This is a genomic window from Glycomyces terrestris (genome assembly GCF_003933745.1).
In the GTDB taxonomy this organism is placed as follows: domain Bacteria; phylum Actinomycetota; class Actinomycetes; order Mycobacteriales; family Micromonosporaceae; genus Glycomyces; species Glycomyces terrestris.
In genome coordinates this window covers 123,995-150,217 of the sequence record NZ_RSEB01000002.1, presented here as the reverse complement: position 1 = coordinate 150,217, position 26,223 = coordinate 123,995, and the positions used below count along the sequence as shown (strand labels likewise).

Here is a 26,223-nt window from a genome sequence, read left to right as displayed (position 1 = left end):
CCAGCACGAGCAACCAAGTCCTGATCCCACTCTGCCCTCCCCGCACATCCCAATAGCAGTCAACCAGGTAAAACGTCCACGAGATGATCGGTAGCCCCCATCCGAAGGACCATGCGGCCGCGGTAGAGGTCGTCCTCGTGCAGCGTGGTGATGCTCCCGGACGGCACCTTGAAGACGACATGGCCGAGCGAGTCGATCGGCATCTTGATCCAGGCGGCCACCAAGTACGTGAACGCGAAGCCGTGGGTCACCACGATCTGGTGCTCGCACGGACTTTGGAGGATCTCGTCCAATGCAGCGTAGATCCGCTGGGCGAGCGCGAATTTGGATTCAGCGCCTGGAATCTCGATATGGCCCATCCGATCGCCCGCAAGCGGCGGCGGGGAGAACAGCCGGTTCCACGCCTCACGCGGCTTCCCTTCGACTTCCCCGAACGACTTCTCCCGCAATCTGGGGTCGAAAACCGGTCTAATGCCGAAGCGCCCTGCGATCACCTCTGCGGTCTGAGCGGTGCGCTGTAGATCCGAGGAGATCAGCTCAACCTCGGCTCCTTCAGGCACCACCTCCCTAAGAGCCTCGCCGATGGCCTGTGCCGCTGCGGCACCAGCCTGCGTCAGCCGCGAGTCGTACCACCCGCCCACCAATCCCTCGACATGATGGGCCGCTTCCGGATGGGTGATGACGTAGACCATTCGCACGGCCTGAGCGTATCCGTCCAGACTGTCGAGTGTCTTCCCTGATTTGCCTGGTTCTCGGATTTTCAGATGCACTTCTAGGGCTGGCGAGGCGGTGGCATCGATTCCTCCGGGCCGAAGCGCAGCATCGGGCCGTGCATCTCGGGTTCTTCGGGCGGCTCTACGTGACCGTGGAGGAGGGGGACCGGGTGCCGAAGGTGGTCGGTAACCAAGTGACGGAGATACTGGAACCGCTGATATCCGCGACGCGGCGAACGGGTGGGGGGTAAAACAAAAGGCCCGCTCAGCGGGCCTGCTTGTTTGATGAAGCAAATTTGGCTGGCCTGTTGGAGACGTACAGGCACGCCCTACCCCAGGTACAAGCCCTGCATAAACGCCTCACCGCACCCGCCACCCGTAACGAGAGGCGGTAGCTCCAAATGTGCGCGAAGCGAATCCCAGGCACGAACACAGGCGACTTCAACGAGATAACCAACCGCCTGACCAGCCGAGACTTCGACATCCTCGAATCCCTGGAGAAGTACAAGATCATGACCGCCGGCATGATCGAAGCCCAGTTCTTCCCCTCACGCCACCAAGCAGGAGCCCGACTCCTCACCCTCCACGAACTCGGGCTCCTGGAGCGCTGGCGAAGCCCCGAAAGCAAGGCGTACCGCTATGTCCTCGCTTGGAGAGGCCAATGCATCCTCGCCCTGATCCGCGGCGACAAACCGCCGACGAAACTAGCGGGCACGCACGCTGCCCAACACCAGTTCCTCTCCCGCAACCGCCCGCACACAGAAGGCATCAACGCCTTCTTCAGCCGCCTGCATCTCTCCGCCCGAAACCACACCGACGTCCGCGTTCGCAGGCTCAACGAAGAACTCTGGATCACCGGAATCGTCCCCGACGCCCAAGGTGACATCACCTGGGCCGACGGAACCACCCTCCGCTTCTGGCTCGAACACGACCGCGGCACCGAAACCCTCGCCTACCTCGCCCACAAAATCAACGGCTACAAGGAGCGAGACAGCCGCAGACCAGCCGAAAAAGCCTCCGTCCTCCTGATAGAGCTCCCAAGCGAGCGCCGCCTCCGAAACTTCCTGCCCATCGCCACCAAGACCTGGAAGGACGAATCAATCGCCTGGAGAAGCCCAAGACTCACCGTCGCAGTGTGTGCCTCCAGCGCCAACGAACGCACCTGCACCAACCCAGAAACCTTCCGAGACGCCATCACCAACCCCCACTGGCACATCCTCGGCCGAACAACCACCCACAGCCTGGCCGAACTCCCAGCCATAGTCCAGGAGATCAGAAACCAAAGAACCGAAATCTGACCCACGGGGGCCACCCCCACAAGGTCGGCCCCCGCCCAACCCCTCGCACGACCCCCACCAATGACCCACCCGGCAAAAATCCACATTCGCGCAGCTCAACCCCAGTAACCAAGCAGGCTTCAGAAACCCGAATACATAGTCCCAGCGAAACACTTTTCTCAGTACCGGCTCGCGCCCACCACCGGGCTCGCGACGCCCTGCACATTGACCCTGAATCAACAAGATCGAATCCGACAAAAGGCTCCATGTCACGGCAATCTTGGTGAATACACGTGACCAGAACTGCGGCTCACATCCCCCACTCCTTAAGACATCGCGGGAAAGAGCCACACTTGAACTCATGAATGAACCGACAGCCCAGGGACGGAAATTGCGTGCTGAGTCGGCCAGCTTGATCAAGATTGGGTTTACAACATCCCAAGATACCAGTATCGTACCCGTATGGAAGATGCGACACGAGTTGGCTTCAATCTGGCCCATTTTTCAACCACTTCGGATGGCTCGCACCAATTGTCGGGGGTCAAGGAAGTTACCGAAACCCAATACATCCACCTAAAGGATAGATTTTCACTGTTTACTCGGATTGACTTGCGCCACATGTATAAGAGCACTGTCAATAACTACGGAAAATTGCACGCCCTTGACAGCTTCCTTGGAAATCTCTATCAGAATCCGATTGCACGAAGGAATTTGAATAGTCAAGAGTCGGCATTCCAGTACATGAATTCGCTCATGAATTGGCTCAACAGCGTCCGAATATTCGTAGATCACGAGTTGACTTATTATTCACGTCGTTTTGGTAAAGAGTCGAGCCAACTCCTCGCATTCAAGAAAGCCACTGCGACCCAATTTGACAATAACATTGCATACAGATTTATGTATAAGTTTCGAAACTACACTACTCATTGCGGACTGCCGCTTGGAAATGTCACTCTTGGCAGGAAGTACACCTCAAATAACGTTGAGGGGGCTCGAGAATCCATTTCTTTCAACTTGAAAAAGGCAACCCTGCTTGAGGAATTTCAAGAATGGGGGGCCGTAGTCAAGAAAGACCTAATATCAATGGAAGATGAGATCGAAATATTCCCTCTAGTTCGGGAATGCATGGTGTCCGTTCACTCCTTGATGCGAAAAGTTATCGAAATCGATTTTCTCTCCGCAAAGTCTGCTGCCATGGAACTAAAGCAAACACTGGAGAATCTTGACCCGGACCACCGAGCAAACTCGCTAGTTAGGTATCAGTCATTTCCCGACGGGAGAGTCACAATCAGCCCAACCCCTATCCCCACTAACATCATCGATACCGTTATAGAATTGCCCGATGCGGAGGGTATAGTCGAGGAGCCAAATATGTTCGAAGAACAATCACCATCATTCGATGGATTGCCTATGCTTTCACTCGAAACAACAAAGTACCAAAGAAGGGGCATCGAGGTTCTAAGCGCTTGGATTCATGAGGGTGGTGACACACCACGCTTCAACGAGGTAGTTCATGAAATGGTTCGAGAGGATGACAACAATGCCCGTCCTTTGTTGCTGGGGACCATACTTGTCGGGCACGAACTGCTTCAGATGACCTCCATCGTCACTGGGATGTCTCACTCCGAATTGCTGTCAAACTTCAAGGACACAAATAATGAAATGCTCCGGCGTCACGACACTGACTTCCCGTAGATTTTCAATTGTTCCTTGCAAACTCGCTAATACAAGTGGCTAATCAAGCTGGTCCCGCAGAAACGCTTCACGAAACCCGTCTACATCCGGAAAAAGGACTCTCCTTCTACGGTTATAGGTTCGCTTGAGAGGATCTCTGATCTTCTCTTTTACGGAATTGGGGATTATGATCGCGCAGAACGGAAGATTGGCCGGTCTCCCAGGACCTTCTTGGGTATTAAGCATTCTCCTAAGCTTTTCCGATCCAGGTTTCAATCCAGTAGGGTTGAAACCACGAACTCCAGCCGCACGGTGCTTCGCAGGTATAGCACTTCCGATAAAGAATCCCTCCTGCGCCCTCATTCGATCATCAGGGAGCGCAGAGAAAACTCTGAACAGTTGCTCCTTCTCTTTGGATTGCTCGAGAATCGCTTCATATGCACCTCCCAATGGATTCAAGACAGTCTTCCATGTAGGATCATTGAAGTAGAAAGTCTCACACCAGGGCGTATCGGTAACATCTATTGCGAATAGCACGCCTGAAGTTTTGGGAGATTCGCCGTGCTCGTCTTGCTTATGTTCCTCCGCTGCAAACCAAAGCGCGGTCATTGGGTTTGCCGTCACATCAATCAGGCGTGTTGGAACACCATGGTGCTGCAAAATCGCAAGCAAATGCAGATCAGTTGCTGAGCTTCCCAGATCTCTCCCGAGACCCCATCTTCGGGCCTCTTCTATGATTTCGAGTTCACGTGAACGCAGATGATCTTCCTCTACATCGGGTGAGGCGCTCTTGACAAGGCGATAAAGAGACGAGCTGAGATCCCAAGAAGCGTCATTTTGCCCCCGCCATGCGTAGGTTCGCCCTCGTTTCAACAATGCGATACGGCTGATAATTCGAAACAGTTGGTGAGGATTATCAACTTCAATGCCCCATCCATGAGAGAGCCAGCCTTTAAAATCAGGAGTTGTCATCTTGGCATTGTAGTGGCAATCTGACCACGGTGGTAGACCTCAAGAGCTACTAGATAGAGCCATCCAGGCAACATCGAAGCTGTCAGTCTTGCTTAGGTGCAAAGTAGTCAGTGAGCATCTCGCCTACCCAGGCGGGCTGGTGGAGGTCGCCTCGGGGGCCCATTTCTTGGAACCAGGGTTTGATGTCGAGGACTGGGGTTCCGTCCACGGCGTCGAGGTCTTCGACGTGTAGGTCGAGGCCGTCGACCTTGAGGAGCTTGCAGCGGCTCACGCCGAGCCAGTTGGTTCGCCTCATGTTGCGGTGGCCGAAGACACCGACCTTGGGCCATTCGGGGTTGTCGCGGGCGGCGCGGGCGCCGAAGTGCAGGTCGGACTTGTCGGTGAGGTGGAAGTGGAAGACGACTTCGAGATGGGAGAACTCATCGAGGCCTTGCACCGACTCTGCGGTGAAGTTCGGGTCATCGATCCGGATGATCGCCTGAGTGCCGCCCCAGTAGTCGTCCGTGGGTTCCTTTCGTCCTCCGATGACGTGGGCGATCGGACGAACGGTGATGTCCTCTGACATGGATCTCCCTGGTTTCCTTATCTGGAGGCGAGGAGGAGGTCCTCGGCCCTGGCCCGGAGCTCGACTGCGGCATCGACATCGGCGCCTTGATGGGAGTCGAGTGTTGTGATCAGCGTCCTAACGACACTTCGGGCGCGGCCGGACCGGATGCCGTTCATGGCGTCCAGTGCTCGCGACCATGCATCGCAGGCTGATTCGAGTTCGCCCTGCTGAGCGAACACTTCGGCGAGATACCCGAGTGTGACAGCGTGTGTCCTGGCGAAGGTCTCCGCACGACGTGCATTTACGCTTCGCTCGAACTCCCGAGCGGCTCCGTCGAGGTCCCCCATGTCGCGCAAGGCGCAGGCGGTTTCGTGGGCGAGGGAAGCTTCGCCGAAGAAGAACACGCGATCTGGTTCTTCGATTCCCGGATCGGCTGAGACGAGATCATCCTCAGCTTGGAGTAGCACTTTGGCAGCAGCGCGGTGTTCGCCAGCCGAAACCAGGGTTCGAGCTCGCACCACTCTGAGAAGCGCTCGCTCTCGCGGTGTGGCTAGCTCGATGGATGGGCCGGTAATAGAGGCTGCGGAGAAGTTGACGGCGTTGGCGGTCTGTCCGAGGTCGTTCGCCTGATGCGCCATCGCACGCAGGACGTGCCCGCTGAGCGGTGCGTCTCCGGCTTCCGAAGCGAGTTCGACTGCCAGCGCGAAGGCTTGGTGTGCTTCTTGATGGCGACCATCATCGAAGGCCATCCAACCGACGAGGTACGAAGCCTCGCCTGCCGCAGAGAAGAGCTGCTGACGCACCGCTTCGCTGCGGAAGGTCCCGGCCAGGGCTTCGGACACGTCAGTCTTGAGGTATTCGGCGAGTGCGTTCCGCGCATGCCCGCCACCTCGCCGTTGATCGGCTCGGGAGAAGAGCGCGATCATGTCCTTGACTGCTGAAACGTCTCCTGCGCCTATTCGCTGTGGCGCAGCGGTAGGCCCGCTGTCGACTGCAAGCAAGCCGGGGATCGAGCTGACACCGAGGGAAAGCAGGGCTCTACGGCGAATGACGTCCTCCTCTGCGAGCCGATGCCGCTCATGGGCGACCACTTCACGGTATGCAGCGATCACCTCGTTCGGTACCGGGCGGTGGTCGGTCTCGTAAAAGCCTAGGGCCGCTTTGCTCCAGGGCAAGCGGCGGGCCATGTCGCCGAGGCTGAGGTCGACGGCGGTTCGTGCTGCTCTGAGTTGCTGGCCTGGGGTCATCTGTAGACACCTTGTAGACGGTTTGAGTCTTCCTGTCGGCTTCGCTGTAGACGATGCTACAAGCATGGCTCCCGAGAGTCATCCACCGCTTACACATGGGCCCTGGCTGCTCAGGCGGTGCGCAAGCCAGTGTTGTGCGGCCCGCCTTCGGCTTCCACACTTCAGGCGGGCCGCCTCACCAGATCCACCAAAGGGAGAAATGGTGACGGCTCAGAGACTACGAGTCAAAGATGAGAAGGGCAACCGGTCGGCCCCTGAGATCCTCGGATCGTGGCTGACCGGCAGAGGCAACAAGCTGACGGTCATGGCGCGGCGGGGCACAGGCTATGCGTCCGTGTGGCTCGATTACCAAGGGACGCCCGTGAAGATCGGTTACGCGGTTCACGCAGGCGGCGTTGTTCGCGAGGTGCGGTGGGAGGAGCCGTGGCGGGAGCAGACCGATGCGTGGAAGTCGCAGCAGCGGAACCAGATCGCGGCGCTGGTTGCGGCTTGGCACGCCGAGCGTCCGGAACCGCAGGAGCCTGAGCCGCTTCCGGCGAGTGTGGTCGGGACGTTCGAGGTAGATGGGTTCCGGTTCGCCGTCGAGCCGGCCACGGCCGCCGAGCACGTGGTGCTCTGCCTCGTCAGCGCGATGAACGAGCTGACCCCCATCGCCGACCTCCTCCACGAGGGCGGCCGGATCTGCGGGATGGTCACCCGGCCTGGGTGGAAGGCCGCTCCTGAAGCTCGGCGGCGGCGCTGGCGTGCCGAGGTCGAATCCATCCTTCTTCGTGCCGTCGAACGCGGCGCGATCTGACCCTTCTCCCCCGCGGAGCCACCGGGTGGGCGGTGGCTCCGCACCCCCATTTCTCTTCATGATCTTGGAGCCTGTTGTGCTGCCTGCTGCAATCGATCTCGACGAACTGCTCATGGACCTGGACGTTCGCGGGTATGGCCTCATCCGTGCCGAGCCCGACCAGGAAGCGATGACCACGGCCGCCGCTCGGTTCGGAGCGCATGTTGGCGCCGGCTGGATGGGAGTCCGACTGTTGGAATCCTCCGGCTCGGTTGATTGGCTGCCCCGCCACACAGAGCAGTTGGACGATCCTGAACCGCTGCGCTACTTCGCGCTCGGGTGCTTGGAAGCGGCGAACAGCGGTGGAGCAACCTGTCTCTTCGACGGCCGTATAGCTGCCCGTGCATTGTTGGAGTCTCGGCCCGAGTTGGCGGAGGTTCGCATCACCTACAAGACAGAATGGCGGCCGACGGCCGCCACGCATCCGCTGGTCGTCCGCGATCCGCAACACGGGGCTGTCTTGCGATTCCGGTCTGCGCTGGGGACCAATGCCGTCCAAGGGCCGTTGCCTCTTTCGGTCTCGGAGTCGGGCCTCTACGCCGAAGTCGAGGCGGCGCTCTCCGAAGCGGTCGCCGTGGTGCATCGCTGGCGGCCTGGTGATCTGCTCATCGTCGATAACAGGGCCATGATCCACTCACGCGAGCCGTTCACCGGCACGCGCCGGATGGTGCGCTACCGATACGACGACCCGCACTTCAAGACCGTCATAATCGCCCGATGAGACACATCCGCCTGCCCGCGCCGATCCTCCGAGTGATCGCGCCGAGCATGCGGTTGTGGTGGCGAGTCCGCAAGCCGGAGACGTTCGGGGTGAAGGCGCTTCTGCTGCACCCTGATGGATCGGGGCGATTTCTGGTGGTCCGCCACTCGTACAGCGATCCGACCCGCTGGGGACTTCCAGGCGGCGGATACAACCCGTCCGCTGAGACGCCAGCTCAAGCCGCAGCGCGGGAAGTCTCCGAGGAACTCGCATTGACGGTTCCGGCTGAGGCATTCACCGTCCTAGACACCCTCGTGACGACACTGGAGGGGAAACGGGACACCCTGACGATCCTGCGCGCCCTCGTGCCGAGGGCGGACGTGTCCCCGTCACCGGAACTGGCCGAAGCCCGATGGATCGACGACGTTCGCCAACTGGAACCGGCTCCGGTCTCCCGCTGGCTCGTAGCTGCGGTCTCGCGCTCGAATTGAGTGGCGGCCTGTAAGACCGCTGGCGATGATTGCAGCGTGGAAACCCTGACACACGCGATCGAGGACTACCTCTACCGGCTCGATAGCGGGCTGGACCTGACCATGGCCGCCGCCGAAGCGCTGGCCCGTGGAATCGACTCCCCCGCTCTGGCAGAGTTGGCCGGTCTGTCGAAGGGCGCTGCCTACGAGATCCGCGAGATCGTACCGAAGGTCGTCGACGAACTCGCAATCAAGGTGTCCACCCTTCCTGAGGCGGTCTTCAGGAAGGCAGGTCACCCCGCACGAGCGTTCCTGGCCGGTGACCTCGAACTTCTTACGGCTGCGCGACAGGTCACCGATCTGCTGTTCAGGACGGACTACTGGGACTTCGATGAGCGCCCCGACGTCGGGCTTGATGCCTTTAACGACATCGCGCTTCTCAACGAGTGGGTCTATGCCGAAGACAACGGATTCGAGGGCGATGGCTGGTACTTCTTCAAGTCGTACGCAGATGCCGAAACCTGCTTTCGCGCCGTAGCGGCGGCGCTGGCGCAGGGTGCGTGATCGAAGCCATCCTGCCACGTCTAGCCACTGTTTTAGCTGGTAGTCCCATTTTTGAGCCTGTATTTGGGACTTGGAGAATGGTAGAATCGATGGGTCCAGGCCGTTCGATCGCGGCGAGACATCGCCATTGGTCGTTTTCTTTGTGCGTATAGCCAGCGCGCGTTCTTGTGGTGTTCCCGAAGGTCTTCCCGTGCGCGGGACGGTTCGGGGTGCTTCGGAGTCGGATAATTCGGGTCGCTCGACGGTGCGGCGAAGCGGGTCTACGGTGGCGTTGACCTGCTGTTTTGCTGTGACGGGGTGGTGAGCCTCGTGGGTGGCAGAGAGGTGCGTGTAAGGGTCACCGGGGCGCTTCGGGATGACGTTGATGTGCGGTTGATCGTGGAGAGTCTGATCGATGCCGTACTGGAGTCAGAGCGGAGTGTCGAGGGTGAGCCCGGGGATGCGGACGCAGGTCGGACCGAATCATCCAGTCGGAAGGCCGATCGATCATGAGTCAAGACGTCAGGGCGAAGCGTGCCGTGCTCTATCTGCGGGTGTCCTCGCGGGGGCAGGTGGAGACGGACTACGACCCGGAGGGGAACTCGATTCCAGCGCAGCGGAAGGCGTGCCAGCGGCGGGCCGAGGAGCTGGGGATGGAGGTCGTGGACGAGTACGTCGAGCCGGGGAAGTCGGGGATGACGGTCGATGGGCGGCCGAAGTTCCTGGAGATGATGGCGCGCATTAGGAACGAGAAGGATGTCGGGGCGATCATCGTGTACGCGAGGTCGCGGATGCACCGGGATACGGCGGATGCGGCGATCACACGGCGGGAGTTGAAGAAGCTCGGGGTGCAGCTCGTCTCGATCATGGACTACACCGAGGACAGTTACGTCGGTGACTTGGTGGCCGCGATCCTGGACGGGGTCAACGAGTATCAGTCGCGGGCGTCGGGTGCGGACGTGGCCTACAAGATGAGCGCCAAGGCAGCCAATGGCGGCACCGCTCATCAGGCGCCGATCGGGTACCTCAACACCGGAGTGATGGTCGATGGCCGCGAGGTCCGGACTGTCGTCCTGGACGAGGAACGGGCTCCGCTCATTCGGATGATGTTCGAGCTGTACGCGAGCGGGACGTACTCGTTCCGGGAGGTGCAGCGGGTGGTCACCGAAGCGGGGCTTCGGACCCGGCCGAGCAAGCGGTGCCCGGCCGGGCGGGAGGTGCCGATGTACACCGTCGGGTCGATCCTGCGGAACCGGTACTACCTGGGGCGGGTCACGTTCAAGGGTGTCGAGTACCAGGGGAGGCATGAGCCGCTGGTGAGCCAGGAGCTGTTCGACCGGGTCCAGGACGTGATGCGGCAGAACAACGGCGGCATCCGGAAGCGGGTGTACGACCACCCGCTGAAGGGGGTGTTGTGGTGCGGGCGTTGCAGGACCAGGTTCTACCTCGACATCGTGACCAATGGACGGGGCGTGAAGTACGCCTACTTCGTTTGCAGCGGCCGGGCGAACAAGACATGCCGGAGCGAGCGGGTTCCCGTCGCCATCATGGAGGCCGAGGTGCGGGCTCACTATGCGCGCCTTCGGATTCCACCAGCACTGGCGAGCGAGATACGAGCGAAGCTTGAGCGAGCCCTCTCGGAGCGCCAGCGGCTTGATGTCGAAGTCCGAGAGCAACTGAGTTCGGAGCGGGCTCGGCTCGAACGGCAGCAGGATCAGCTCTTGGAGCTGGTCGGTGATCCTGACTGGCCGCAGGCTCGGCTCAACGAGAAGGTTCGGGAACTACGGGATCAACTCTCGCGAGTAACCGAGCGCTTGGAGCGGGTCGGCAGCGCCGGGATGGAGGCCGCGGGACGGGCGGTCAACATGCTGCTTGAGCTGCTCGATGATCCGGTTCGGTTTCTTGAGGCCCTGCCTGAAGCCCAGCACCGGGCCGTTCATCTCGGGTTCTTCGGACGGCTCTACGTCACGGTCGAGGACGGGGAACGCGAGCCGAAGGTGGTCGGTAACCAAGTCGCGGAGCTGCTGGAACCGCTCGTATCTGCTGCGCAGAGAAGCAGGCACCATGTCGAGGGCAAACAAAAAGGCCCGCACAGCGGCGGGCCTGTTTGTTTGGATGAAACCAAATTGGCTGGGGTACCTGGACTCGAACCAAGAACGACTGAACCAGAATCAGCTGTGTTGCCAATTACACCATACCCCAATGGTGTCGCAGCGCCTCGAAGCTCGTTGCGCCGACGGGATGTAACTGTACCGGACGCGTTCGCGCCCCTCCAAACGGGTTCCTGTGACGGGGGCGACTCGGTTGGAGGGGCGCGGGTGCGGTGGGGTCAGGGGGTGGCGGGGACGGGGGTGGGGTGGTCGGTGCGCAGGTGGAGGTAGGCGAGGGCGGCGAAGGCGGTGAGGATGAGGAGGTCGGCGGCGTGGGCGAGGAGGTCGGTGCGGGTGATGCGGCTGAGGGGGAAGAGGGCGGCCGCGGCGATGAGGAGGAGGGCGAGGGGGCGGGGAGCGAGGCGGGTCCAGGTGAGGGCCGCGCCGAGGGCGGCGAGGGCGAGGGGGAAGGCCGGGCCGGGGATCCAGAGGACGAGGGCGGCGGCGACGGGGTGGTCGGCGGCGGCCGCGAGGGACGCGGGGCCGGAGACGTCGAAGAGGCCCTCGAAGAAGCCCTGGAGGCTGAAGGCCATGCCGCCGGCGAAGCCGGCGAGGGCCAGGAGCGCGCCGAGGGCGCCGAGCCAGGGGCGGCGCTCGCCGATGCGGGTCCAGACGGCGAGGAGGCCGTAGATCCAGGCGACGGTCGAGTACATGAGGATCGCGCCGGCGGTGACGCCGTAGCGGTCGCCGTCCCAGAAGAAGGTGGCGACGGCGGCGAGCAGGGGTCCGGCGAGGAGGGAGGCGGCGGCGAGGTGTCTGTTCATGTAGAGAGACTACATGTAGAGCGTCTGTATAACAAGACCGTCTACCTATCGAGGCGTAGCCTGGGGGCATGGACGCGGACGGCATTCACGGGCAGCTCGACACCCTCATCCTCGCCACGCTCAAACGCGGTGAGGCCCACGGCTACGCGATCATCGCGGCCCTGCGCGAGCACAGCGGCGAGCGGCTCGACCTGCCGAGCGGCACGGTGTACCCGGCGCTGCGGCGGCTCGAACGGGCCGGGAGCATCAGCGGCACCTGGTCGCAGGCGTCCGGGAGGCGCCGGCGCGTGTACTCGCTCACCGAGGACGGCCTGAAGGCCCTCGAGAAGGGCGTGCGGGACTGGAGGTCGCTCCGCGAGGTCATGTCGGCGGTCCTCGGCGCATGAACGACTACATCGCGGCCGTCGCCGCGCCGCTGCGCGGGCCGCGGCGGGTGCGCGCGGACATGCTCGCCGAGATCGAGGACGGCTTCGAGGAGGCGGTCGCCGAGCACGTCGCGGCCGGGCTGGACCGGGAACGGGCGCAGGCCGCGGCCGCCGCCGAGTTCGGCGCGCCCGGGATCGTCGCCGCCGAGGTGCAGCGGGAGCTCGCGGCCGCACAGGCCCGGCGCACCGCGTGGACGCTGCTCGTCACCCTGCCGGCCATGACGATCATGTGGGACCTCTTCAGCGGCGACGGCGACCCCGGGGTCGCCGTGACGCTCCTGGCGCGGATCGTGGACGCGGCCACCGCGGTGGCCTTCGGGGCCGCCGCGCTCGTGCTCACCGGGCACCTCCAGCGGCGCGCCGCCTCCGTCTGCGGACTGCTCGGGCTCGTGCAGATCGCCGTCGCGCTGGGGTGCTCGGCGCTCATCGCCGTTGTGGCGCAAGGCGAAGGCGACGCAGGCACCTGGGCGGTCCTGGCGGCCGCGTCCGGGGTCGGATCGGCGCTCGTGTGCGCCTCCTCGGTGCGGGCGCTCGCGGTCGCGCGCGCCGCGGCGGCCTAGTTGAGCGTCTTCGTCGTTCCGCGCGCTGCGGCGCCCAAGTTGAGCACGTTCGCCACTCAGCGCCGCGGCGTCCTGGAAAGAGCGCCTTCGCCGCTCCGCGCCGCGGCGCCCTAGTTGAGCACGTTCACCGTTCCGCACGCCACCGCGGCCTAGATGAGTACGTTCGCCGCTCCGCACGCCGCGGCGCCCTAGAAAGAGCGCCTTCGCCGCAGTACCAGCGCTCCCGCGCGCCGAGGCCCGCTGCGCCCGAGAAACCCGCCCGCACCGGACAACCGGGAGGGGCTCGGCCGCGTATTGAGCGTGCCGGGCCGAAGCCCACATCCACCCGTATGGGCGAGGCCGGGCCCCTACCCGTCATCTGAAAGAGGCCCAGTGAAGACCGAGGAGCAGCTAGAGGCCGAGTTCCGTTCCTTCGCGACAGCCCAGCGAGACAGCCTGCGGCGCTACGCGTACCTGCTGTGCGGGGACTGGTACGAGGCCGACGACATCGTGCAGAAGGCGTTGACGAAGATGTTCGCCGCGTGGAAGCGCGTGGAGCCGGGCGGCGCCCCGGCGTACGTGCGGCGCATCGTCACCAACGTGTACTTCTCGCACCGCCGCCTGTCGTGGGTGCGCCGCGAGCGCGCCAGCGACGAGCTGCCGGTGCGCCGCGTCGACCGCCCCCAGGAGGCGGTCGAGACGCGGCTCGAACTCGTCGCCGCGCTGGACCGGCTGCCGCCCAGGCAGCGGGCCACCCTCGTGCTCCGGTTCTGGGAGCAACTGTCCGTTGACGAGACCGCCGCCGCCATGGGGTGCTCGACGGGGACCGTGAAGAGCCAGTGCGCCAAGGGCATCGCCAAGATGCGCGAACTCCTCACCGACGCCGTCGTCCCTGCCCGGGCGTAGCGGAAGGAAGCGAAGAAGTCACCATGAATCTGCAAGACGACCCCGGAGCGGTGTTCCGGGCCAACCTGCCCGACCTGACACCGCCGCCCGCGGAGTTCGACCTCGACCGGATCGTGCGCGACGGCCACAAGATCCGCCGCCGCCAGCGCGCGGTCCTCGGCGGCGCCTCCGCGACCAGCGTCGCGGCCATCGCCGCCGTCCTCGCCCTGTCGGCCGGCGTCATCCCGGACGGGATCCTGAAGGAGGACGACGAGCTCCCCCCGACCCCGTCCCAGGAACTGGAGGCGGAGCCGTTCGCACTGGCCGGGTACCCGTGGCCCGGGGACGACGGCTTCGGCGACCCCGCGGAGGCGGAGGCCTTGACGGCGGCCGGGCGGGAGGCGTTCGGCGACCTGCTCATCGCGACGGGCCTGTTCGAGGCGTCCGACTTCGAGTCGGTCGTGAACGAGCCGTCCGAGGCGGAGATCCAGCAGTACGCCGAGGAGGTGGGGATCACCCTGGAGCAGGCCGAGCTGGAGCTGTCGTACGTCGAGGACGACGGGAAGTTCGTCTTCACCGGCCAGAGCACGGCCGGAAACTACGGCCAGGTGCAGCTCTACGGCTACCGGGCCTGGGCGCTGGCCGCGGAGAACGAGGACCCCGCGGGCGGGCGGGTGCTCGACGTCGAGACGCTGCTGCCCGGCGGCTGGACCGCCGAGCCCGGCCCGACCTCGAAGCAGTTCTTCCCGCAGCACCTCATCGACGACGACGTGGACGAGTTCGCGACGACCGAGCTCGACGACGGCCGGATCCTGTACACCGCCGTCGACGGGTGCGTGGTCAGGCACGCGGTGGTGTACCCGAACGGCTCGACGCTCCGGGCGGCCTGGGACGGCGGCTGCCAGGACGGCGATCCGGCGCACCCGGTCGACCGCGAGGCGTTCGAGGCCGCCGTGCTGGCGATGCCCGAGCTGGACTACAGCGCCGAGGGCCTGCACGAGATCGACCCCGTCGAGGTGCCCACCGGCTGGCTCGCCACCGACGACGCCTGGTGGGAGTGGGCCGAGGACGGCGCGCAGTCGACCGCCGCGGACGTCAGGGAGGCGCTCGCCGAGATCGCGCCGGGCGCCGAGGTCTTCGAGCCGTGGGCGAGCCCGGCGCCCGACTCGTTCTTCGACGGCGACGAGGTGGTGCTCCACAGCTACCACATGATCGGCTCGCTCCCGTACGAGACGACGATCGACACCACCACCGGCGACGCGTCGGTCGACCTGACGTACCGGCTCCCCGGCGGCTGGCTGCCGGGCTTCAACGACGCGGACGCGAGCGGCCCCTACATCGCCGACTGCGACCAGGGCTTCACGTGCACCGAACTGGAGGTCGAGGGGCGGACGGCGTACGTCGCCGAGCGGCGCGAGACGCACGAGCCCGACGCGGCGTCGGGCGCGGTGGAGCCCTGGTTCGAGGGCGAGTACGAGGTCACCGTCGTCGACCCCGAGGGCTGGGCGGTCTCGGCCTGGGTCCAGTTCGGGAACGAGGACTTCGCGCTCTCGGCCGAGGAGCTCGCGGGCATCCTCGCGCGGCTGCCCGCGCCCACGTACGACCCCGAGCTGGAGCCGGTCGTGCCGCGGTGACGCGCGGACGTCTTCGCTCCCGGACACGGCGCGGGCCCGACTCGAAAGAGCCGGGCCCGCGCCCGTCCCGCCCCCGGGACCGAGGCTGCGCGCCTCGAGTCGGGTGCGCCCCTGCGGAAGTCGGGCCTAGTTCAGGACGTGCCAGTCGCGCGAGCCGAGGTACTCCGGGCGCGGCTTCTCGGCCGCGAACGGGTCGGTGAGCGCGTTCTCGACCGAGTTGAACACGATGAACAGGTTCGAGCGCGGGAACGGCGTGATGTTGCCGTTCGAGCCGTGCATGCAGTTCGAGTCGAACCACACCGCGGAGCCGGCGTTCCCGGTGAACTGGCGGATGCCGTGCTTGTCGGCGAGGAGGCGCAGCGACGCGTGGTCGGGCGTGCCGGCCTCCTGGCGCACCAGCGACGACCGGTGGTTGTCCGCCGGGGTCTCGCCGACGCACGAGACGAAGGTGCGGTGCGAGCCCGGCATGATCATCAGCGAGCCGTTGAAGTGGTAGTTCTCGGTCATGGCGAGCGAGAGGCTGACCGCGCGCATGCGCGGCATGCCGTCCTCGGCGTGCCAGGTCTCGAAGTCCGAGTGCCACTCGAACGGGGCGCCGCCGAAGCCGGGCTTGTAGTTGATCCGGCTCTGGTGGACGTACACGTCCGAGCCGAGGATCTGGCGGGCGACGCCGGCGATGCGGTCGTCGCGGATCATCGCCGCGAAGAACGGCGAGATCCGGTGCACGTCGAAGACCGAGCGGACCTCGTCGGTGGTCCGCTCGCGCACGACGCGCTCGTCGCCGGCGAGGGCCGGGTCGTGCAGGAGCTGCGCGACCTCGTTCTGGGCCGCCGCGAGTTCGGCGGGGCTGAGCAGCTGGTCGACGGTGGTGAAGCCGTCGGCCTGGTGGCCGTCGAGGTGCGCCTGGGAGAGCGGCCCGTCGGCGGGCCGGCCCCACACGGCGGGGTCCTCGGTGCGGTAGATCAGGCGCGGTTCCTCGAACCGCCTGGTCGGATAGAGGTCGGTGGGCGACATGGTCGTTCGTTCCTCTCTGCGCCGCGGCGGCGTCAGTGCCGCCGCGAGCGGTGGGCGGGCGGCGGCGCGGTCAGCCGTCTTCGGTGAGCAGGGGGTAGACGCCGTCGGCGTCGTGGACCTCGCGGCCGGTGACCGGCGGGTTGAACACGCACACGCAGCGCAGGTCCTCCTCGACGTCGAGGACGTGGCGCTCGTGGCCGTCGAGGAGGTACATCGTCCCGGGCGCGAGCGCGTGGACCTCGCCGCTCTCGAGGTCGCGGAGCTTCGCGGACCCCTCGATGACGTAGACGGCCTCGACGTGGTTGGCGTAGTGCATGGTCGTGGAGGTCCCGGCGTACAGGACGGTGTCGTGGAGGGAGAACCCGGCGCCGTCGCGGGCGAGCAGGAGCCGCCGCGAGCGCCACGTGCCGGCGGCCCGGTCGCGGTCGCCTCCTTCGACGTCGGCGTCGGTGCCGACGAGGTCGTCGAGCCTGCGGACGATCATGCGGCCCCCCTCGCTTCGGCCTCCTTGGCGACGGCGGCGACGGCTTCGCGCGCGATGCCGATGCCCTCCTCGAACTCGTCCCTGGTGGTGGTGAGCGGCGGGAGGAACTTGACGACCTCGTCCTCCGCGCCGGAGGTCTCCATGAGCAGGCCGTTCGCGAACGCCTCCTGGCACACCTGGGCGGCGTGCGCGGGGTCGGCGAAGACGAGGCCGCGGGCGAGGCCGCGGCCGCGGGTGGCGATGCCGAGCTCGGGATGGGACTCGGCGATGCCGCGGAGCTCGCCGTCGAGCCAGTCGGCGCGGTCGTCGACGGCGGCGGTGAGGTCGTCGTCGCGCCAGAACGTCTCGAGCGCGGCCTGGGCGGTGACGAACGCGGGCGCGAACCCGCGGAACGTGCCGTTGTGCTCGCCGGGCTCCCACACGTCCAGGTGCGGCTTCATGAGCGTGAGCGCGAACGGGAGCCCCATGCCGCTCAACGACTTCGAGAGCGTGACGATGTCCGGCGAGATGCCGGCGCGCTCGAAGGAGAAGAACGGGCCGGTGCGCCCGCAGCCCATCTGGATGTCGTCGACGATGAACAGCAGGCCGTGCTCGCGGCAGAGCTGCTCGAGGCCGCGGAGCCAGGCGTCGGAGGCGACGTTGACGCCGCCTTCGCCCTGGACGGTCTCCACGATGACGGCGGCGGGCCGGTCGAGCCCGGAGCCGGGGTCTTCGAGGAGGCTGCGCAGCCACAGGAAGTCGGGCGTGCGCCCGTCCATGTAGTTGTCGTAGGGCATGGTCGCGGCGTTGTTCAGCGGGACGCCGGCGCCGCCGCGCTTCATGGAGTTCCCGGTGACGGCGAGGGCCCCGAGGGTCATGCCGTGGAAGCCGTTCGTGAAGGACACGACGGTCTCGCGGCCGGTGTACTTGCGGGCGAGCTTGAGCGCGGCCTCGACGGCGTTGTTGCCCGCGGGCCCGGGGAACTGGACCTTGTAGTCGAGGTTCCGGGGCGCGAGCACGAGGTCGCGGAAGGACTCCAGGAAGCTCCGCTTCGCCGCGGAGTAGGTGTCGAGGGTGTGGACGACGTTGTCCTCGGACAGGTAGGCCAGGAGGGCCTCCTTGAGCGCGGGGTGGTTGTGGCCGTAGTTGAGCGAGCCGGCCCCGGCGAAGAAGTCCACATAGGATCTTCCTTGCTCGTCGGTGATGCGGCTGCCCTTGGCGGTGGTGAACACCGCGGGCCAGTTGCGGCAGTAGGAGCGGACTTGTGATTCGACCTGATCGAAAACCTGCATGAGTCTCTCTGGGTCGGCCTGATCGGCTGCCCTCCGCTTCCCGTCCGGGACGGGCGCTTACCCGGGTCGGCGCTGATAGGAGGCCCGGGTAGGGCGGGCTCAGCCCCGGACGCCGGGCCCGCGGCGCGCGGCGATCGGGCGAGCAAGCGGCCCGATCCGGTGCAGCACTTCGGGTTCGTGTCCGGAGCCGAGCTCGCGCTCGGAGAACAGCACGTCGCGCGTGATACGCGCGTCGTTCGCCGCGGCGAACGACGCGAACAGGTGCTGCGACGCTTTGTTGCCCGGGGTCACGGTCGCTTCGACGAAGCGGACCCCTCGTTCGCATGCGGCGGCGGTCAGGTGGCCGAGCATGCGCGATGCCAGTCCGCGGCGGCGGAAGTCCGGGCCCACGGCCACCTGCCACACGAAGAGCGTGTCAGGCGCGGCCGGGCGCCGGTATCCGGTGATGAAGCCCGCCAGGCGGCCTCCCGCGCGAGCGACGACGCTGGTGTCCGCGAAGTCGCGGCACCACAGCAGGTACGCGTACCCGCTGTTGACGTCGAGGCCCCCCGATTCGCGGGCGAGCCGTTCCATCGGCGCCCCGTCCGCGGGGCTCGGGGAGCCCAGTTCGAACGGGGAGTTCGGATCGAGCGGCTCCTCGCCGGAGCCGCTCGTTCCTCTGACCTGGGTGTCGACGGCCCCTGCCGGGCCTTCGGCACTTGCGTCACCGGTTGGCATGGGGACGACCGTAACAAAGTTCGCCCCGATTGTTAAGGCCGCCCGAACATTATTGTGAAGTTTTCCGCATCGATTCAGTGGTCCTCGGACCCGTCGACGCCGTGCCCCTGCGGGTCGAGGCGCTCCAGCCCGGCGCGCTCGCTGATCGCATGGCGCAGTGCGAGTTCGGGATCGACCCCGGCGTTGCGGGCGGCGTTGACGGCGGCGAGCAGGAAGTCCCCGACGTCCTCGGGCGCGAGCTTGAGCCCGTCCGGGAGCTCGGGCAGGTCCAGCGGCTCGCCCTGGTCGCTGAAGCGCTCGATGACCTTGGCGGCCAAGGCGAGCGACGGCAGCTGCCGGGAGACGCCGTCGGCCGGGTGGTCGCGGTGCGGCTTCTCGGCGGCCTTCGCCTCGTTCCAGTGCTCGTACAGGTCCTCGGGATCGGCGTCACCCCACACGTGCGGGTGGCGGCGGACGATCTTCTCCACCAGGTCCCCCGCGACGTCGTCGATGTCGAAGTCCTCGGCGAGCGAGGCGTGCAGGAGCGGCTGGAACAGCAGGTCGCCGAGTTCTTCGCGGAGCTCGTCGGGGTCGCCCCCGGCGATCGCGTCGAGGACCTCGTAGGACTCCTCGAGCAGGTACGGCGCGAGCGTGCCATGGGTCTGGTCGCGGTGCCACGGACAGCCGTCCTCGGCGTGGAGCCGGGCGACGGCCTCGACCAGGTCGAGCAGGCGCGCGCCGGCGGGATCCCAAGAGCCGTAGACGACTTCGAGTTCGATCTCGCCGCCGGCGACGTACTCGGCAAGCGCTTCGCGCAGCTCCTCGTCGCCCTCGTCGCCGACGACCCAGACGCCGCCCTCCTCGAGGAACTCGGCGGCGTCCTCGACGATGTCGACGTCGATCCCGGCGTCGCGGATCGCCTCGACCGTGGGCGTCTCGTCGAACGCGGCCACCGCCTCGGCCTCTTGCAGTGCGTCCCACGCCTCGACCGAGAGGAGGCCGGCGGGGATCCGAGGGGAGGTCAGGAGCCAGGTGACGGTGCTCAACGCTGCGGGACCTCGACGGGGAAGACCGAGGGGAGCGGGCTGAGGTCGAACTCGCCGTAGCGGGGGTTCACGGAGACGTCGTACTCCTCGACGTAGCCGGCGAGGTCGTCGGTGAACCCGGCGAGGAGCTCCAGGTCGGTCTGCGTGTAGCCGGCGACGTTCGCGTCCGTCGCGGCGGCCGCGGCGACGGCCTCGATCTCGTCCGCGGTGAGGGCCCGCGGCTCGGCCCGCCCGACGAGCTGCTGGAAGTAGTTCTCGGCCTCCAGCGCGATCGTCTCCAGCTCGTCGGCGCCGGTGTCGCTCACCGGCTCGAGCCCGACGGCCTCGCCGAGCTCGGTGTAGAGCACGTACACGACGACCTGCTCCCGGTCGCCCGCGTAGTCGTGGATGGCCAGGTCCTCGCCCTGCTCGGCGCGGAAGTCGGCGATGGTGGCGACGTACCCGTCGATGGTCGTCTCGGGCACCCGCTCGTCCCCGACGAACAGCGCCGCCCCCTGCTGGCTCCCGCAGGCCCCCAGCACCAGGAGCCCGGCCGAGGCCGCACCCGCCAGTCTCAGTGTGCGCACAACGTTTCTCTTCACAGCAGGCCTTTCGAAGCAGGGCCGATCGAATGCACCTGTGACCTTAGCCTCACGCCCCGAGCCTCCACAATCCCCCGCCGCAACTCGAAACGGTCCGGTCCTTCACCCGTCCGGTGTCGCATTCCCGATTGAGCGCGCGGGGCCGGGCAGGTAAGAACGGGCGATGCCCCATACCCCACGGCACCTGCACACTCGCGGCTTCCGCGAACTTCTCACCATGGAGCAGTGGCAGGCCCTGGTGGCCGCCGGCCACCGGACCACCATCCCCGCCGGCACCCGCTTCCTCGACCAGGGCGGCCGGAAACCCGCGGTGTACGTCCTCGAACAGGGCCGCGTCAGGGTCGTCTACACCGAGCCGGACGGCAACGAGGTGCTCATCGCGATCCGCGGCCCCGGCGACCTGATCGGCGAGTACGCCCAGCGCGACCAAGGCGACCACATGGCATCGGTGTGGACGCTAGAAGGCTGCGTCGCGGTGGTGCTCACCGGCGACGCGTTCGAGCACTTCCTGCACCGCACCCGCCTCGAGGCCGCACTCCAGCGCTACATGCTCGCGAAGGCCCGGCAGGGCGCCGAGCGGATCTGGAGGGCGGCGAACCTCCACACCGAGCAGCGCCTCGCCCAGTTGTTCCTCGAGATCATCAACGCCGGGTCCAACCACCCGCAACCGGTCGTGCCCATGAGCCAGGTCTTGATCGCCTCGTCCCTCGGCGTGACGCGGCGCTCGGTGAACCAGCTGCTCTCGCAGTGGAGGGAGCACGGGCTCGTTCGCACCCGGCCCTCGCCGATCACGGTGCTCGATCTTCCCGCCTTGACCCGGCGAGCGAACCTCCGCTGAGTGTGCCGCGAGTCACCGGCGCGGTTGAGAAGTGCTTCTCATCGCGGCACCCGCGGGTCGCAGACGATGGCGTGAACGACACCCCTCCGACCCGTAAGGAGCCCTGTGAGTCTCGAAGCCATTCCTTCGCAGCGGAAGTACGAAGACCGCCACGTGGCGGTGCTCGCGTTCGACATCCGCCGGTTCAGCGCGTTCACCGACACCGAGCGGACCCGGATCGCCACGGAGTTCCGCGACGACATCGAGGAGGCGTTCCGCGGTACCGACCTCCAGCGCGCCTGGAGCGATCGCGAGTTCTGCCAGAACGGCGGCGACGGCATCGTCGTCGGCTTCCCCGCCGGGCATCTGCGCGACATCGTCGACCGCCTGCCGCAGGCGCTGCAGCACCGGCTGCGCGAACGCCACCAGCAGGGGGGATCGCGCCTGCGCATGCGCCTCGGCATCGCCGTCGGCCCGGTCCAGGGCATCGCCGACGACCGCGTCGACGTCGCACCGAACCAGCCGATCATCGACGCCTGCCGCATCGGCGACTCGAAGCCGACGAGGATGCTCCTGGAGAACTCCGACGAGGACGCCACCTATCTCGCCGTCGCGGTGGCGCCGAACGTCATCACCGGAACCATCGGGCCCGACCCGGTGTGGCTGCGCGCCAGCGAGTTCGTGAAGGTCTCCATCGATATGCCCGACAAGCGGTTCCACACCGAGGCGTATCTGCACGTGCCCTCGCCCTCCGGTGACCTCCTGCGCTTCGGGCTGTCCAACCTCCCCCGCGCGGACATCGCCGGCGACGACTCGGTCGAGCCGCTCGAATCGGTCATCCGGAGGGCGCTCGCCGAGCTGCCGCCCACGACCGTCGCCGCGGGCGGCGACCTGCACGACGAGTCCACCGCGATCGGCCGCATCGGCCGCGACGCCATCGGCGTCGGCTCGGGGAACCGGGTGCGCGACGACCACTCCGCCCGCGACGACCACAGCCGACACGGCACCGTCCGCCAAGGCAACGTCTTCAGCGGCGACGTGACCACCGGTGAGGGCGGCACCGTCAACGCCTTCGGCGGCGACCAGCACAACAACGGGCAGCGGCCCGCGCCGCGCGATGGACGGGAGCGGCGATGAGCGACCTCGAAGCACCGGAGTCCATGACCGGCAACGTGTTCCACGGTGAGGTGAGCACCGGTGAGGGCGGCACCGTCAACGCCTTCGGCGGCGACCAGCACAACAACTACTACCTGAGCGTCAGCGCCTTGAGGCGAAGGATCAGGTACGCCTCCGACCCCGCGAGACTGGACCGGGAGCTGCGACTGGTCGTGCCGCCCCCGGGCCTCGAGCGCGACCTCGCCGCTCTCCGCAGCACTCGGCTGCTGGTGCTCTGCGGCGGCTCGCGCACCGGGCTCTCGACCGCGGCCCGGCAGCGGTGGCGCGCCTTCGCCGCCGAGAACCCCGCGCGGCGCGCCGAAGAGCTGTTCGCCTCCGACGAGCACGAGCTCGTCGAGGAACTCGGCGAGCTGAAGCGCGCGAGCGTCCTGCTCCTGGACGTCTCGCACGACAAGGACTTCGCGATGGTGCTCACCGAGCGGTACGCGCTGATCCGGGCGGCTCTGGACGAACAGGACTCGTTCCTGGTGCTCGCGGTCGGAGAAGCGGCCTTCTCCGCCAGCACTCGGGCGCTTCCGGGGGCGGTGCACCGGATCGGCCGACCCGATCCGATCGCCGTGATGGAGAAGCGGATGCAGGACGCCCCGCTCCTCGACCGGCTCACGCATCATGACGCCTTCACCCGAGCCGTCGGAGAACTGTGGCCCCCGCAGGCGGTGCAGGCGGCCGCAATCCTGGACGAAGCATCGCCGGGGGCGACCGTCGACGCCTTGGTCAAGGATCTCGAGTCGGGACTGAAGTCCTGGTTCGAGGAGCTCCGGGTGCTCTTCGAGGACCGGCTCACGACCGCGCCCTCCCGCGCGCTCGCCGTCGCGACGAGTGCGCTCGAAGGCGCCGAGCGCGACTCCGTCTACTTCGCGGCCCGCGTCCTCTCCGAGGCCGCGGGCGAGACCGCCGACCCCTCGGTGCTCGCCGACCCGAGCCTGCACCAGAGCTTCCAGGACCTCGACGCCGAGCTCGTGTCCGAGAGCTCCAGCTTCCAGAAGAGCGGATACGGCGAAGCGGTGCTCGCTTTCGCATGGAGGGAGTTCCCGACCTGGCGGGCGCCGATCCGGGCCTGGCTCGACCGGCTGCTCCGTCCGCACCAGCTCGAGGACGGCACGCTCGCGGTCCTGCTCCCGAGGCTGCTGAGCTTCGCGGCCGCGACCGGAGCGGCTGACCTGGTAACCGGAAGAGCGGCGACGATCGCGGGTGACGGGGCCGGCGCCAGACTCCGCCGCGAACTCGCCGCGGGCCTCCTCGTCTCCGGCGCGCTCGATCCGGTCGTGGGCCAGCAGGTCCGCGCCCAGCTCTGGCGCTGGTCCTACCACCGGTCGGGCGTCCCGATCGCGCTGCAGCGCACGGTCGCGCTGGTCTGCGGCGACCCGGGGTACGCGGTCCGCTTCCCCCGCAACGCCCTCACGCGGCTCAAGCACCTGCTGCGATCGGAAAGCCAGATGGTCACCGCGGACGCGACCGCGGCCCTGGTCTCCGCCGCTGGGATCCTGCCTTCGCACACGGTGATCGAGCAGTTGGCCGAGTGGGCCGGCGGCGGGAGCGACCCGGAGACGCGAGGTGTGATCCCCGCGCTCCTGGTCGCGCTGGTCGAGGACCGGCAGGTCCGCGAGCAGTGGTCCGGCGACCGGCTCGCTCGCGACCACTCGGGGGCCGTCACCGCACTGTGGCACGGCGTCCTCACCGCGGGCGCTCCCGCCGCGGTTCGCGAGGCCGTGGCCGCGTGGCTCGACTTCGCCGCCGCAGCCCCTCCCGAGTATCGGGCGCCGCTCGCGGACCGCCTGATCGCCGGTACCGACGACGACTTCTGGGCGCTCGGCCAGCTGTCGCACGCACTCAGCGACCGGGCGTGGGCCGGACGCCCGTCCGAATCGGACGCTGCGGTCCTCCGGGATCACCTCGCCGCCACCCTCGCTCAAGCAAAGGACTCAGTCTGATGGTCATCGTGTTCCTCATCATCCTGGCACTCATCGTCTTCGTCGCCTGGAAGGTGTACCAGGGGTGGAACTCCACCGTCCCGCAGCCGCTGCCGCCGCCGGTGGTCGCGCAACCGCTGCCGGTGCACGAGTACACGGTCGAACTGTTCCTCCCCAGTTCGCTTCCCTCGCTCAAGTTCGGGGCCCGCTTCACCGTGAAGTACCTCCTGAAGGGAGAGCTCCGGATCGGGGAGGACGTCAGGCGGGTCCTCGAATGGGAACTCCACCAGGCCGCGCAGAGCGTCACCTCGCAGTTCCCCCTCACCGTGAGCCGGTACCTGCACCTCGCGCTGAACGACCGGCTCAACGCCTGGCGGTGGGTCCGCGAGGGCGTGGTCGGCTTCCAGGCCGAGTGCACCGGCGTGCAGGCCGATCCCAAGGACCTCGCCTTGGCGGCGGAACTGGAGCGGGCGAGGTTCACGCTCGAGATGGAGGCGCAGCTGCACGACGCACGGCTGCGCGGCGCCGAGCGGCTCGGCGGGCTCCTGGGTGAACCGCGCACCGCCGCGCTCTGGTGGTTCGCGCAGCATCCTGACCGCGTGGAGGACCTGCCGCGGATCACGGAGCTGATGTACACGCTCGACGCCCAGCTCAACCACAGGGGAGCCGTCCTGGGGCCGGGTGTCCTCGCCGTCGGCGACGAGTTCTCCCCCACCAGCGGCACCGATCTGGACGTCTTCCTGACCGGGGCGAAGTCGGAGGAGCGGACGCTGCTGCTCAACACCTTGACGACGGCCTACGAGCGCTTGGGCCGGCCGGACCTGGCGGAGCGGGCGCGGACGCTGGCCGACGTCGAGGAGGACGAGGCCGACGTGCGCTGAATCGCGACCGGGGCCGGCCGTAAGCGGCCGGTCCCGGTCACCACTCGGCGATCGGGGGTTCGTCGTGGGGGGTGGTGTTCCATTGGGCGGCGAGGCGGGTGAGGCGGGCGGGGGCGGCTATCGAGACGGCGTGGGCGATCCTGCCGTCGCGGACGGTGAGGATGATGGCGCCGACGGCGCGGCCGTCGACGGTGGCGACCATGGCGGGGCCGTGGTTGACGACGGCGGCGTGGAGGGCGGGGGCGCCGCCGGCGAGGCGGCGCTTGGCGTCGGTGGGCTTGAAGCCGCCGCGCAGGACGCGGGCGAGGTGGTCGGCGCCGGTGTAGCGCATGAGCGACTTCATGAGGCCGGCGCCGTCGGAGACGCCGGTGGCGTCGGCGGTGAGGAGCTCGACGAGGCGGTCGGTCTCACCGGAGGAAGCGGCGGTGACGAAGGCCTCGACGATGCGGCGGGCCGCGGCGCGGTCGACCTCGGTGCGGCGCTCGGCGGCGACGTGGAGGCGGGCGCGGCGGGCGTACTGCTGGCTCGCGGACTCGGAGATGCCGAGGATCTGGGCGATCTCGCCGTGGGAGTGGGAGAACGCCTCGCGCAGGACGTAGACGGCGCGCTCGACGGGGGTGAGCCGTTCGAGGAGAAGCAGGACGGCGACGGTGACCGACTCGCGCTGCACGGCGGTGTCCTGCGGGCCGAGCATCGGGTCGCCGTCGAGGAGGGGCTCGGGGAGCCAGTCGCCGACGGCGCGCTCGCGGCGGGCCTTCGCGGAGCGGAGCCGGTCGAGCGCCAGGTTGGTGACCACTGTGGTCAGCCACGCTTCGGGGACCTCGATGATGCCGCGGTCGGCGGCCTCCCAGCGCAGGAACGCGTCCTGCACGACGTCCTCGGCGTCCGCGGCCGAGCCGAGCAGGCGGTACGCCAGCGAGGCCAGCCGGTTGCGGCTGGCCTCGAAGCGCTCCAGAGCGGCGGCGTCCATGC

Annotated in this window: 27 protein-coding genes, 1 tRNA gene and 1 pseudogene; 15 read left to right on the top strand and 14 right to left on the bottom strand. The window is 66.9% G+C overall.

The genetic code is table 11. The features are described from left to right. Positions 1–59 precede the first annotated feature (59 nt). Positions 60–698, bottom strand: a complete 639-nt coding sequence (locus tag EIW28_RS06215; protein WP_125246868.1) for a histidine phosphatase family protein — start codon at positions 696–698, stop codon at positions 60–62. 416 nt (positions 699–1,114) lie between these two features. Between EIW28_RS06215 and EIW28_RS06210 the strand changes: the two genes are divergently transcribed. Both EIW28_RS06210 and EIW28_RS06205 read left to right on the top strand, forming a co-directional pair. Next, complete coding sequence (locus EIW28_RS06210; RefSeq protein WP_125246867.1) at positions 1,115–2,011, top strand: replication-relaxation family protein; 897 nt, start codon at positions 1,115–1,117, stop codon at positions 2,009–2,011. Positions 2,012–2,452: 441 nt separating this feature from the next. Then, positions 2,453–3,685: a hypothetical protein gene (locus EIW28_RS06205; protein WP_125246866.1), complete on the top strand. Its 1,233-nt coding sequence runs from the start codon at positions 2,453–2,455 to the stop codon at positions 3,683–3,685. Positions 3,686–3,724: 39 nt separating this feature from the next. Here the strand turns inward: EIW28_RS06205 and EIW28_RS06200 are convergent, their stop codons facing one another. The 3 genes from EIW28_RS06200 to EIW28_RS06190 form a co-directional block, all read right to left on the bottom strand. Continuing rightward, positions 3,725–4,636 (bottom strand): FRG domain-containing protein, encoded by a 912-nt coding sequence (locus tag EIW28_RS06200; protein ID WP_125246865.1) that lies wholly within the window; start codon positions 4,634–4,636, stop codon positions 3,725–3,727. Between the two features lie 82 nt (positions 4,637–4,718). Then, the gene (locus EIW28_RS06195; protein ID WP_125246864.1) at positions 4,719–5,201 is read right to left on the bottom strand and encodes an SAM-dependent methyltransferase; all 483 of its coding nucleotides are present in this window, start codon (positions 5,199–5,201) and stop codon (positions 4,719–4,721) included. Between the two features lie 17 nt (positions 5,202–5,218). Next, positions 5,219–6,430 carry a helix-turn-helix domain-containing protein gene (locus EIW28_RS06190; RefSeq protein ID WP_158630303.1) on the bottom strand — a complete coding sequence of 404 codons (1,212 nt, stop codon included), beginning with the start codon at positions 6,428–6,430 and terminating at the stop codon, positions 5,219–5,221. 199 nt (positions 6,431–6,629) lie between these two features. Between EIW28_RS06190 and EIW28_RS06185 the strand changes: the two genes are divergently transcribed. The 5 genes and pseudogenes from EIW28_RS06185 to EIW28_RS25605 all read left to right on the top strand — a co-directional run. Beyond that, positions 6,630–7,226, top strand: coding sequence for a hypothetical protein (locus tag EIW28_RS06185; RefSeq protein WP_125246862.1), 597 nt, complete (start codon positions 6,630–6,632; stop codon positions 7,224–7,226). 58 nt (positions 7,227–7,284) lie between these two features. After that, complete coding sequence (locus EIW28_RS06180; protein WP_125246861.1) at positions 7,285–7,986, top strand: TauD/TfdA family dioxygenase; 702 nt, start codon at positions 7,285–7,287, stop codon at positions 7,984–7,986. After that, a complete protein-coding gene (locus EIW28_RS06175; RefSeq protein ID WP_197717118.1) occupies positions 7,983–8,456 on the top strand; it encodes an NUDIX domain-containing protein in 474 nt (157 codons plus the stop codon). Before EIW28_RS06180 ends, EIW28_RS06175 begins: the two co-directional genes overlap by 4 nt. A 36-nt stretch (positions 8,457–8,492) precedes the next feature. Next, positions 8,493–8,999, top strand: a complete 507-nt coding sequence (locus EIW28_RS06170) for a hypothetical protein (protein WP_125246860.1) — start codon at positions 8,493–8,495, stop codon at positions 8,997–8,999. Positions 9,000–9,487: 488 nt separating this feature from the next. After that, a pseudogene (locus EIW28_RS25605) lies at positions 9,488–10,534 on the top strand (recombinase family protein); the annotation flags it as partial. Between the two features lie 225 nt (positions 10,535–10,759). Here EIW28_RS25605 and EIW28_RS06155 read toward each other — a convergent pair. From EIW28_RS06155 to EIW28_RS06145, 3 genes are all read right to left on the bottom strand, one after another. Continuing rightward, the gene (locus EIW28_RS06155; protein ID WP_125246859.1) at positions 10,760–11,071 is read right to left on the bottom strand and encodes a hypothetical protein; all 312 of its coding nucleotides are present in this window, start codon (positions 11,069–11,071) and stop codon (positions 10,760–10,762) included. A gap of 34 nt (positions 11,072–11,105) precedes the next feature. Continuing rightward, positions 11,106–11,180 (bottom strand) — tRNA-Gln (locus EIW28_RS06150). A gap of 127 nt (positions 11,181–11,307) precedes the next feature. Further along, the gene (locus EIW28_RS06145; protein WP_125246858.1) at positions 11,308–11,892 is read right to left on the bottom strand and encodes a hypothetical protein; all 585 of its coding nucleotides are present in this window, start codon (positions 11,890–11,892) and stop codon (positions 11,308–11,310) included. Positions 11,893–11,960: 68 nt separating this feature from the next. Between EIW28_RS06145 and EIW28_RS06140 the strand changes: the two genes are divergently transcribed. The 4 genes from EIW28_RS06140 (at position 11,961) to EIW28_RS06125 (ending at position 15,375) form a co-directional block, all read left to right on the top strand. Then, positions 11,961–12,278, top strand: coding sequence for a PadR family transcriptional regulator (locus EIW28_RS06140; RefSeq protein WP_125246857.1), 318 nt, complete (start codon positions 11,961–11,963; stop codon positions 12,276–12,278). Next, positions 12,275–12,877 carry a permease prefix domain 1-containing protein gene (locus EIW28_RS06135; RefSeq protein ID WP_125246856.1) on the top strand — a complete coding sequence of 201 codons (603 nt, stop codon included), beginning with the start codon at positions 12,275–12,277 and terminating at the stop codon, positions 12,875–12,877. The genes EIW28_RS06140 and EIW28_RS06135 overlap by 4 nt, the downstream gene beginning before the upstream one ends. A gap of 372 nt (positions 12,878–13,249) precedes the next feature. After that, entirely contained in the window at positions 13,250–13,762 is a 513-nt protein-coding gene (locus EIW28_RS06130) for a SigE family RNA polymerase sigma factor (RefSeq protein WP_125246855.1), read from the top strand. 23 nt (positions 13,763–13,785) lie between these two features. Further along, entirely contained in the window at positions 13,786–15,375 is a 1,590-nt protein-coding gene (locus EIW28_RS06125) for a hypothetical protein (protein WP_125246854.1), read from the top strand. A gap of 126 nt (positions 15,376–15,501) precedes the next feature. Here the strand turns inward: EIW28_RS06125 and thpD are convergent, their stop codons facing one another. From thpD to EIW28_RS06095, 6 genes are all read right to left on the bottom strand, one after another. Continuing rightward, positions 15,502–16,389 (bottom strand): ectoine hydroxylase, encoded by an 888-nt coding sequence (gene thpD, locus EIW28_RS06120; RefSeq protein ID WP_125246853.1) that lies wholly within the window; start codon positions 16,387–16,389, stop codon positions 15,502–15,504. 70 nt (positions 16,390–16,459) lie between these two features. Further along, on the bottom strand, positions 16,460–16,873 hold the full coding sequence (locus EIW28_RS06115; protein WP_125246852.1) for an ectoine synthase: 414 nt from the start codon (positions 16,871–16,873) through the stop codon (positions 16,460–16,462). Next, on the bottom strand, positions 16,870–18,144 hold the full coding sequence (gene ectB, locus EIW28_RS06110) for a diaminobutyrate--2-oxoglutarate transaminase (protein ID WP_125246851.1): 1,275 nt from the start codon (positions 18,142–18,144) through the stop codon (positions 16,870–16,872). The genes EIW28_RS06115 and ectB overlap by 4 nt, the downstream gene beginning before the upstream one ends. A gap of 99 nt (positions 18,145–18,243) precedes the next feature. Further along, the gene (ectA, locus tag EIW28_RS06105) at positions 18,244–18,750 is read right to left on the bottom strand and encodes a diaminobutyrate acetyltransferase (RefSeq protein ID WP_331852302.1); all 507 of its coding nucleotides are present in this window, start codon (positions 18,748–18,750) and stop codon (positions 18,244–18,246) included. 185 nt (positions 18,751–18,935) lie between these two features. Next, complete coding sequence (locus tag EIW28_RS06100; RefSeq protein WP_125246849.1) at positions 18,936–19,886, bottom strand: MazG family protein; 951 nt, start codon at positions 19,884–19,886, stop codon at positions 18,936–18,938. Further along, on the bottom strand, positions 19,883–20,452 hold the full coding sequence (locus tag EIW28_RS06095; protein ID WP_125246848.1) for a hypothetical protein: 570 nt from the start codon (positions 20,450–20,452) through the stop codon (positions 19,883–19,885). Before EIW28_RS06095 ends, EIW28_RS06100 begins: the two co-directional genes overlap by 4 nt. A 178-nt stretch (positions 20,453–20,630) precedes the next feature. Here EIW28_RS06095 and EIW28_RS06090 point away from each other — a divergent pair, with 178 nt between their 5' ends. From EIW28_RS06090 to EIW28_RS06075, 4 genes are all read left to right on the top strand, one after another. Then, entirely contained in the window at positions 20,631–21,305 is a 675-nt protein-coding gene (locus tag EIW28_RS06090) for a Crp/Fnr family transcriptional regulator (RefSeq protein WP_125246847.1), read from the top strand. Between the two features lie 105 nt (positions 21,306–21,410). After that, positions 21,411–22,421, top strand: a complete 1,011-nt coding sequence (locus EIW28_RS06085; protein WP_125246846.1) for a hypothetical protein — start codon at positions 21,411–21,413, stop codon at positions 22,419–22,421. Then, positions 22,418–24,391: a hypothetical protein gene (locus EIW28_RS06080; protein WP_125246845.1), complete on the top strand. Its 1,974-nt coding sequence runs from the start codon at positions 22,418–22,420 to the stop codon at positions 24,389–24,391. The genes EIW28_RS06085 and EIW28_RS06080 overlap by 4 nt, the downstream gene beginning before the upstream one ends. Continuing rightward, positions 24,391–25,251, top strand: coding sequence for a hypothetical protein (locus EIW28_RS06075; RefSeq protein WP_125246844.1), 861 nt, complete (start codon positions 24,391–24,393; stop codon positions 25,249–25,251). The genes EIW28_RS06080 and EIW28_RS06075 overlap by 1 nt, the downstream gene beginning before the upstream one ends. A gap of 37 nt (positions 25,252–25,288) precedes the next feature. Here EIW28_RS06075 and EIW28_RS06070 read toward each other — a convergent pair whose 3' ends face one another. Then, on the bottom strand, positions 25,289–26,221 hold the full coding sequence (locus tag EIW28_RS06070; RefSeq protein WP_125246843.1) for a sigma-70 family RNA polymerase sigma factor: 933 nt from the start codon (positions 26,219–26,221) through the stop codon (positions 25,289–25,291). Positions 26,222–26,223: the final 2 nt, after the last annotated feature.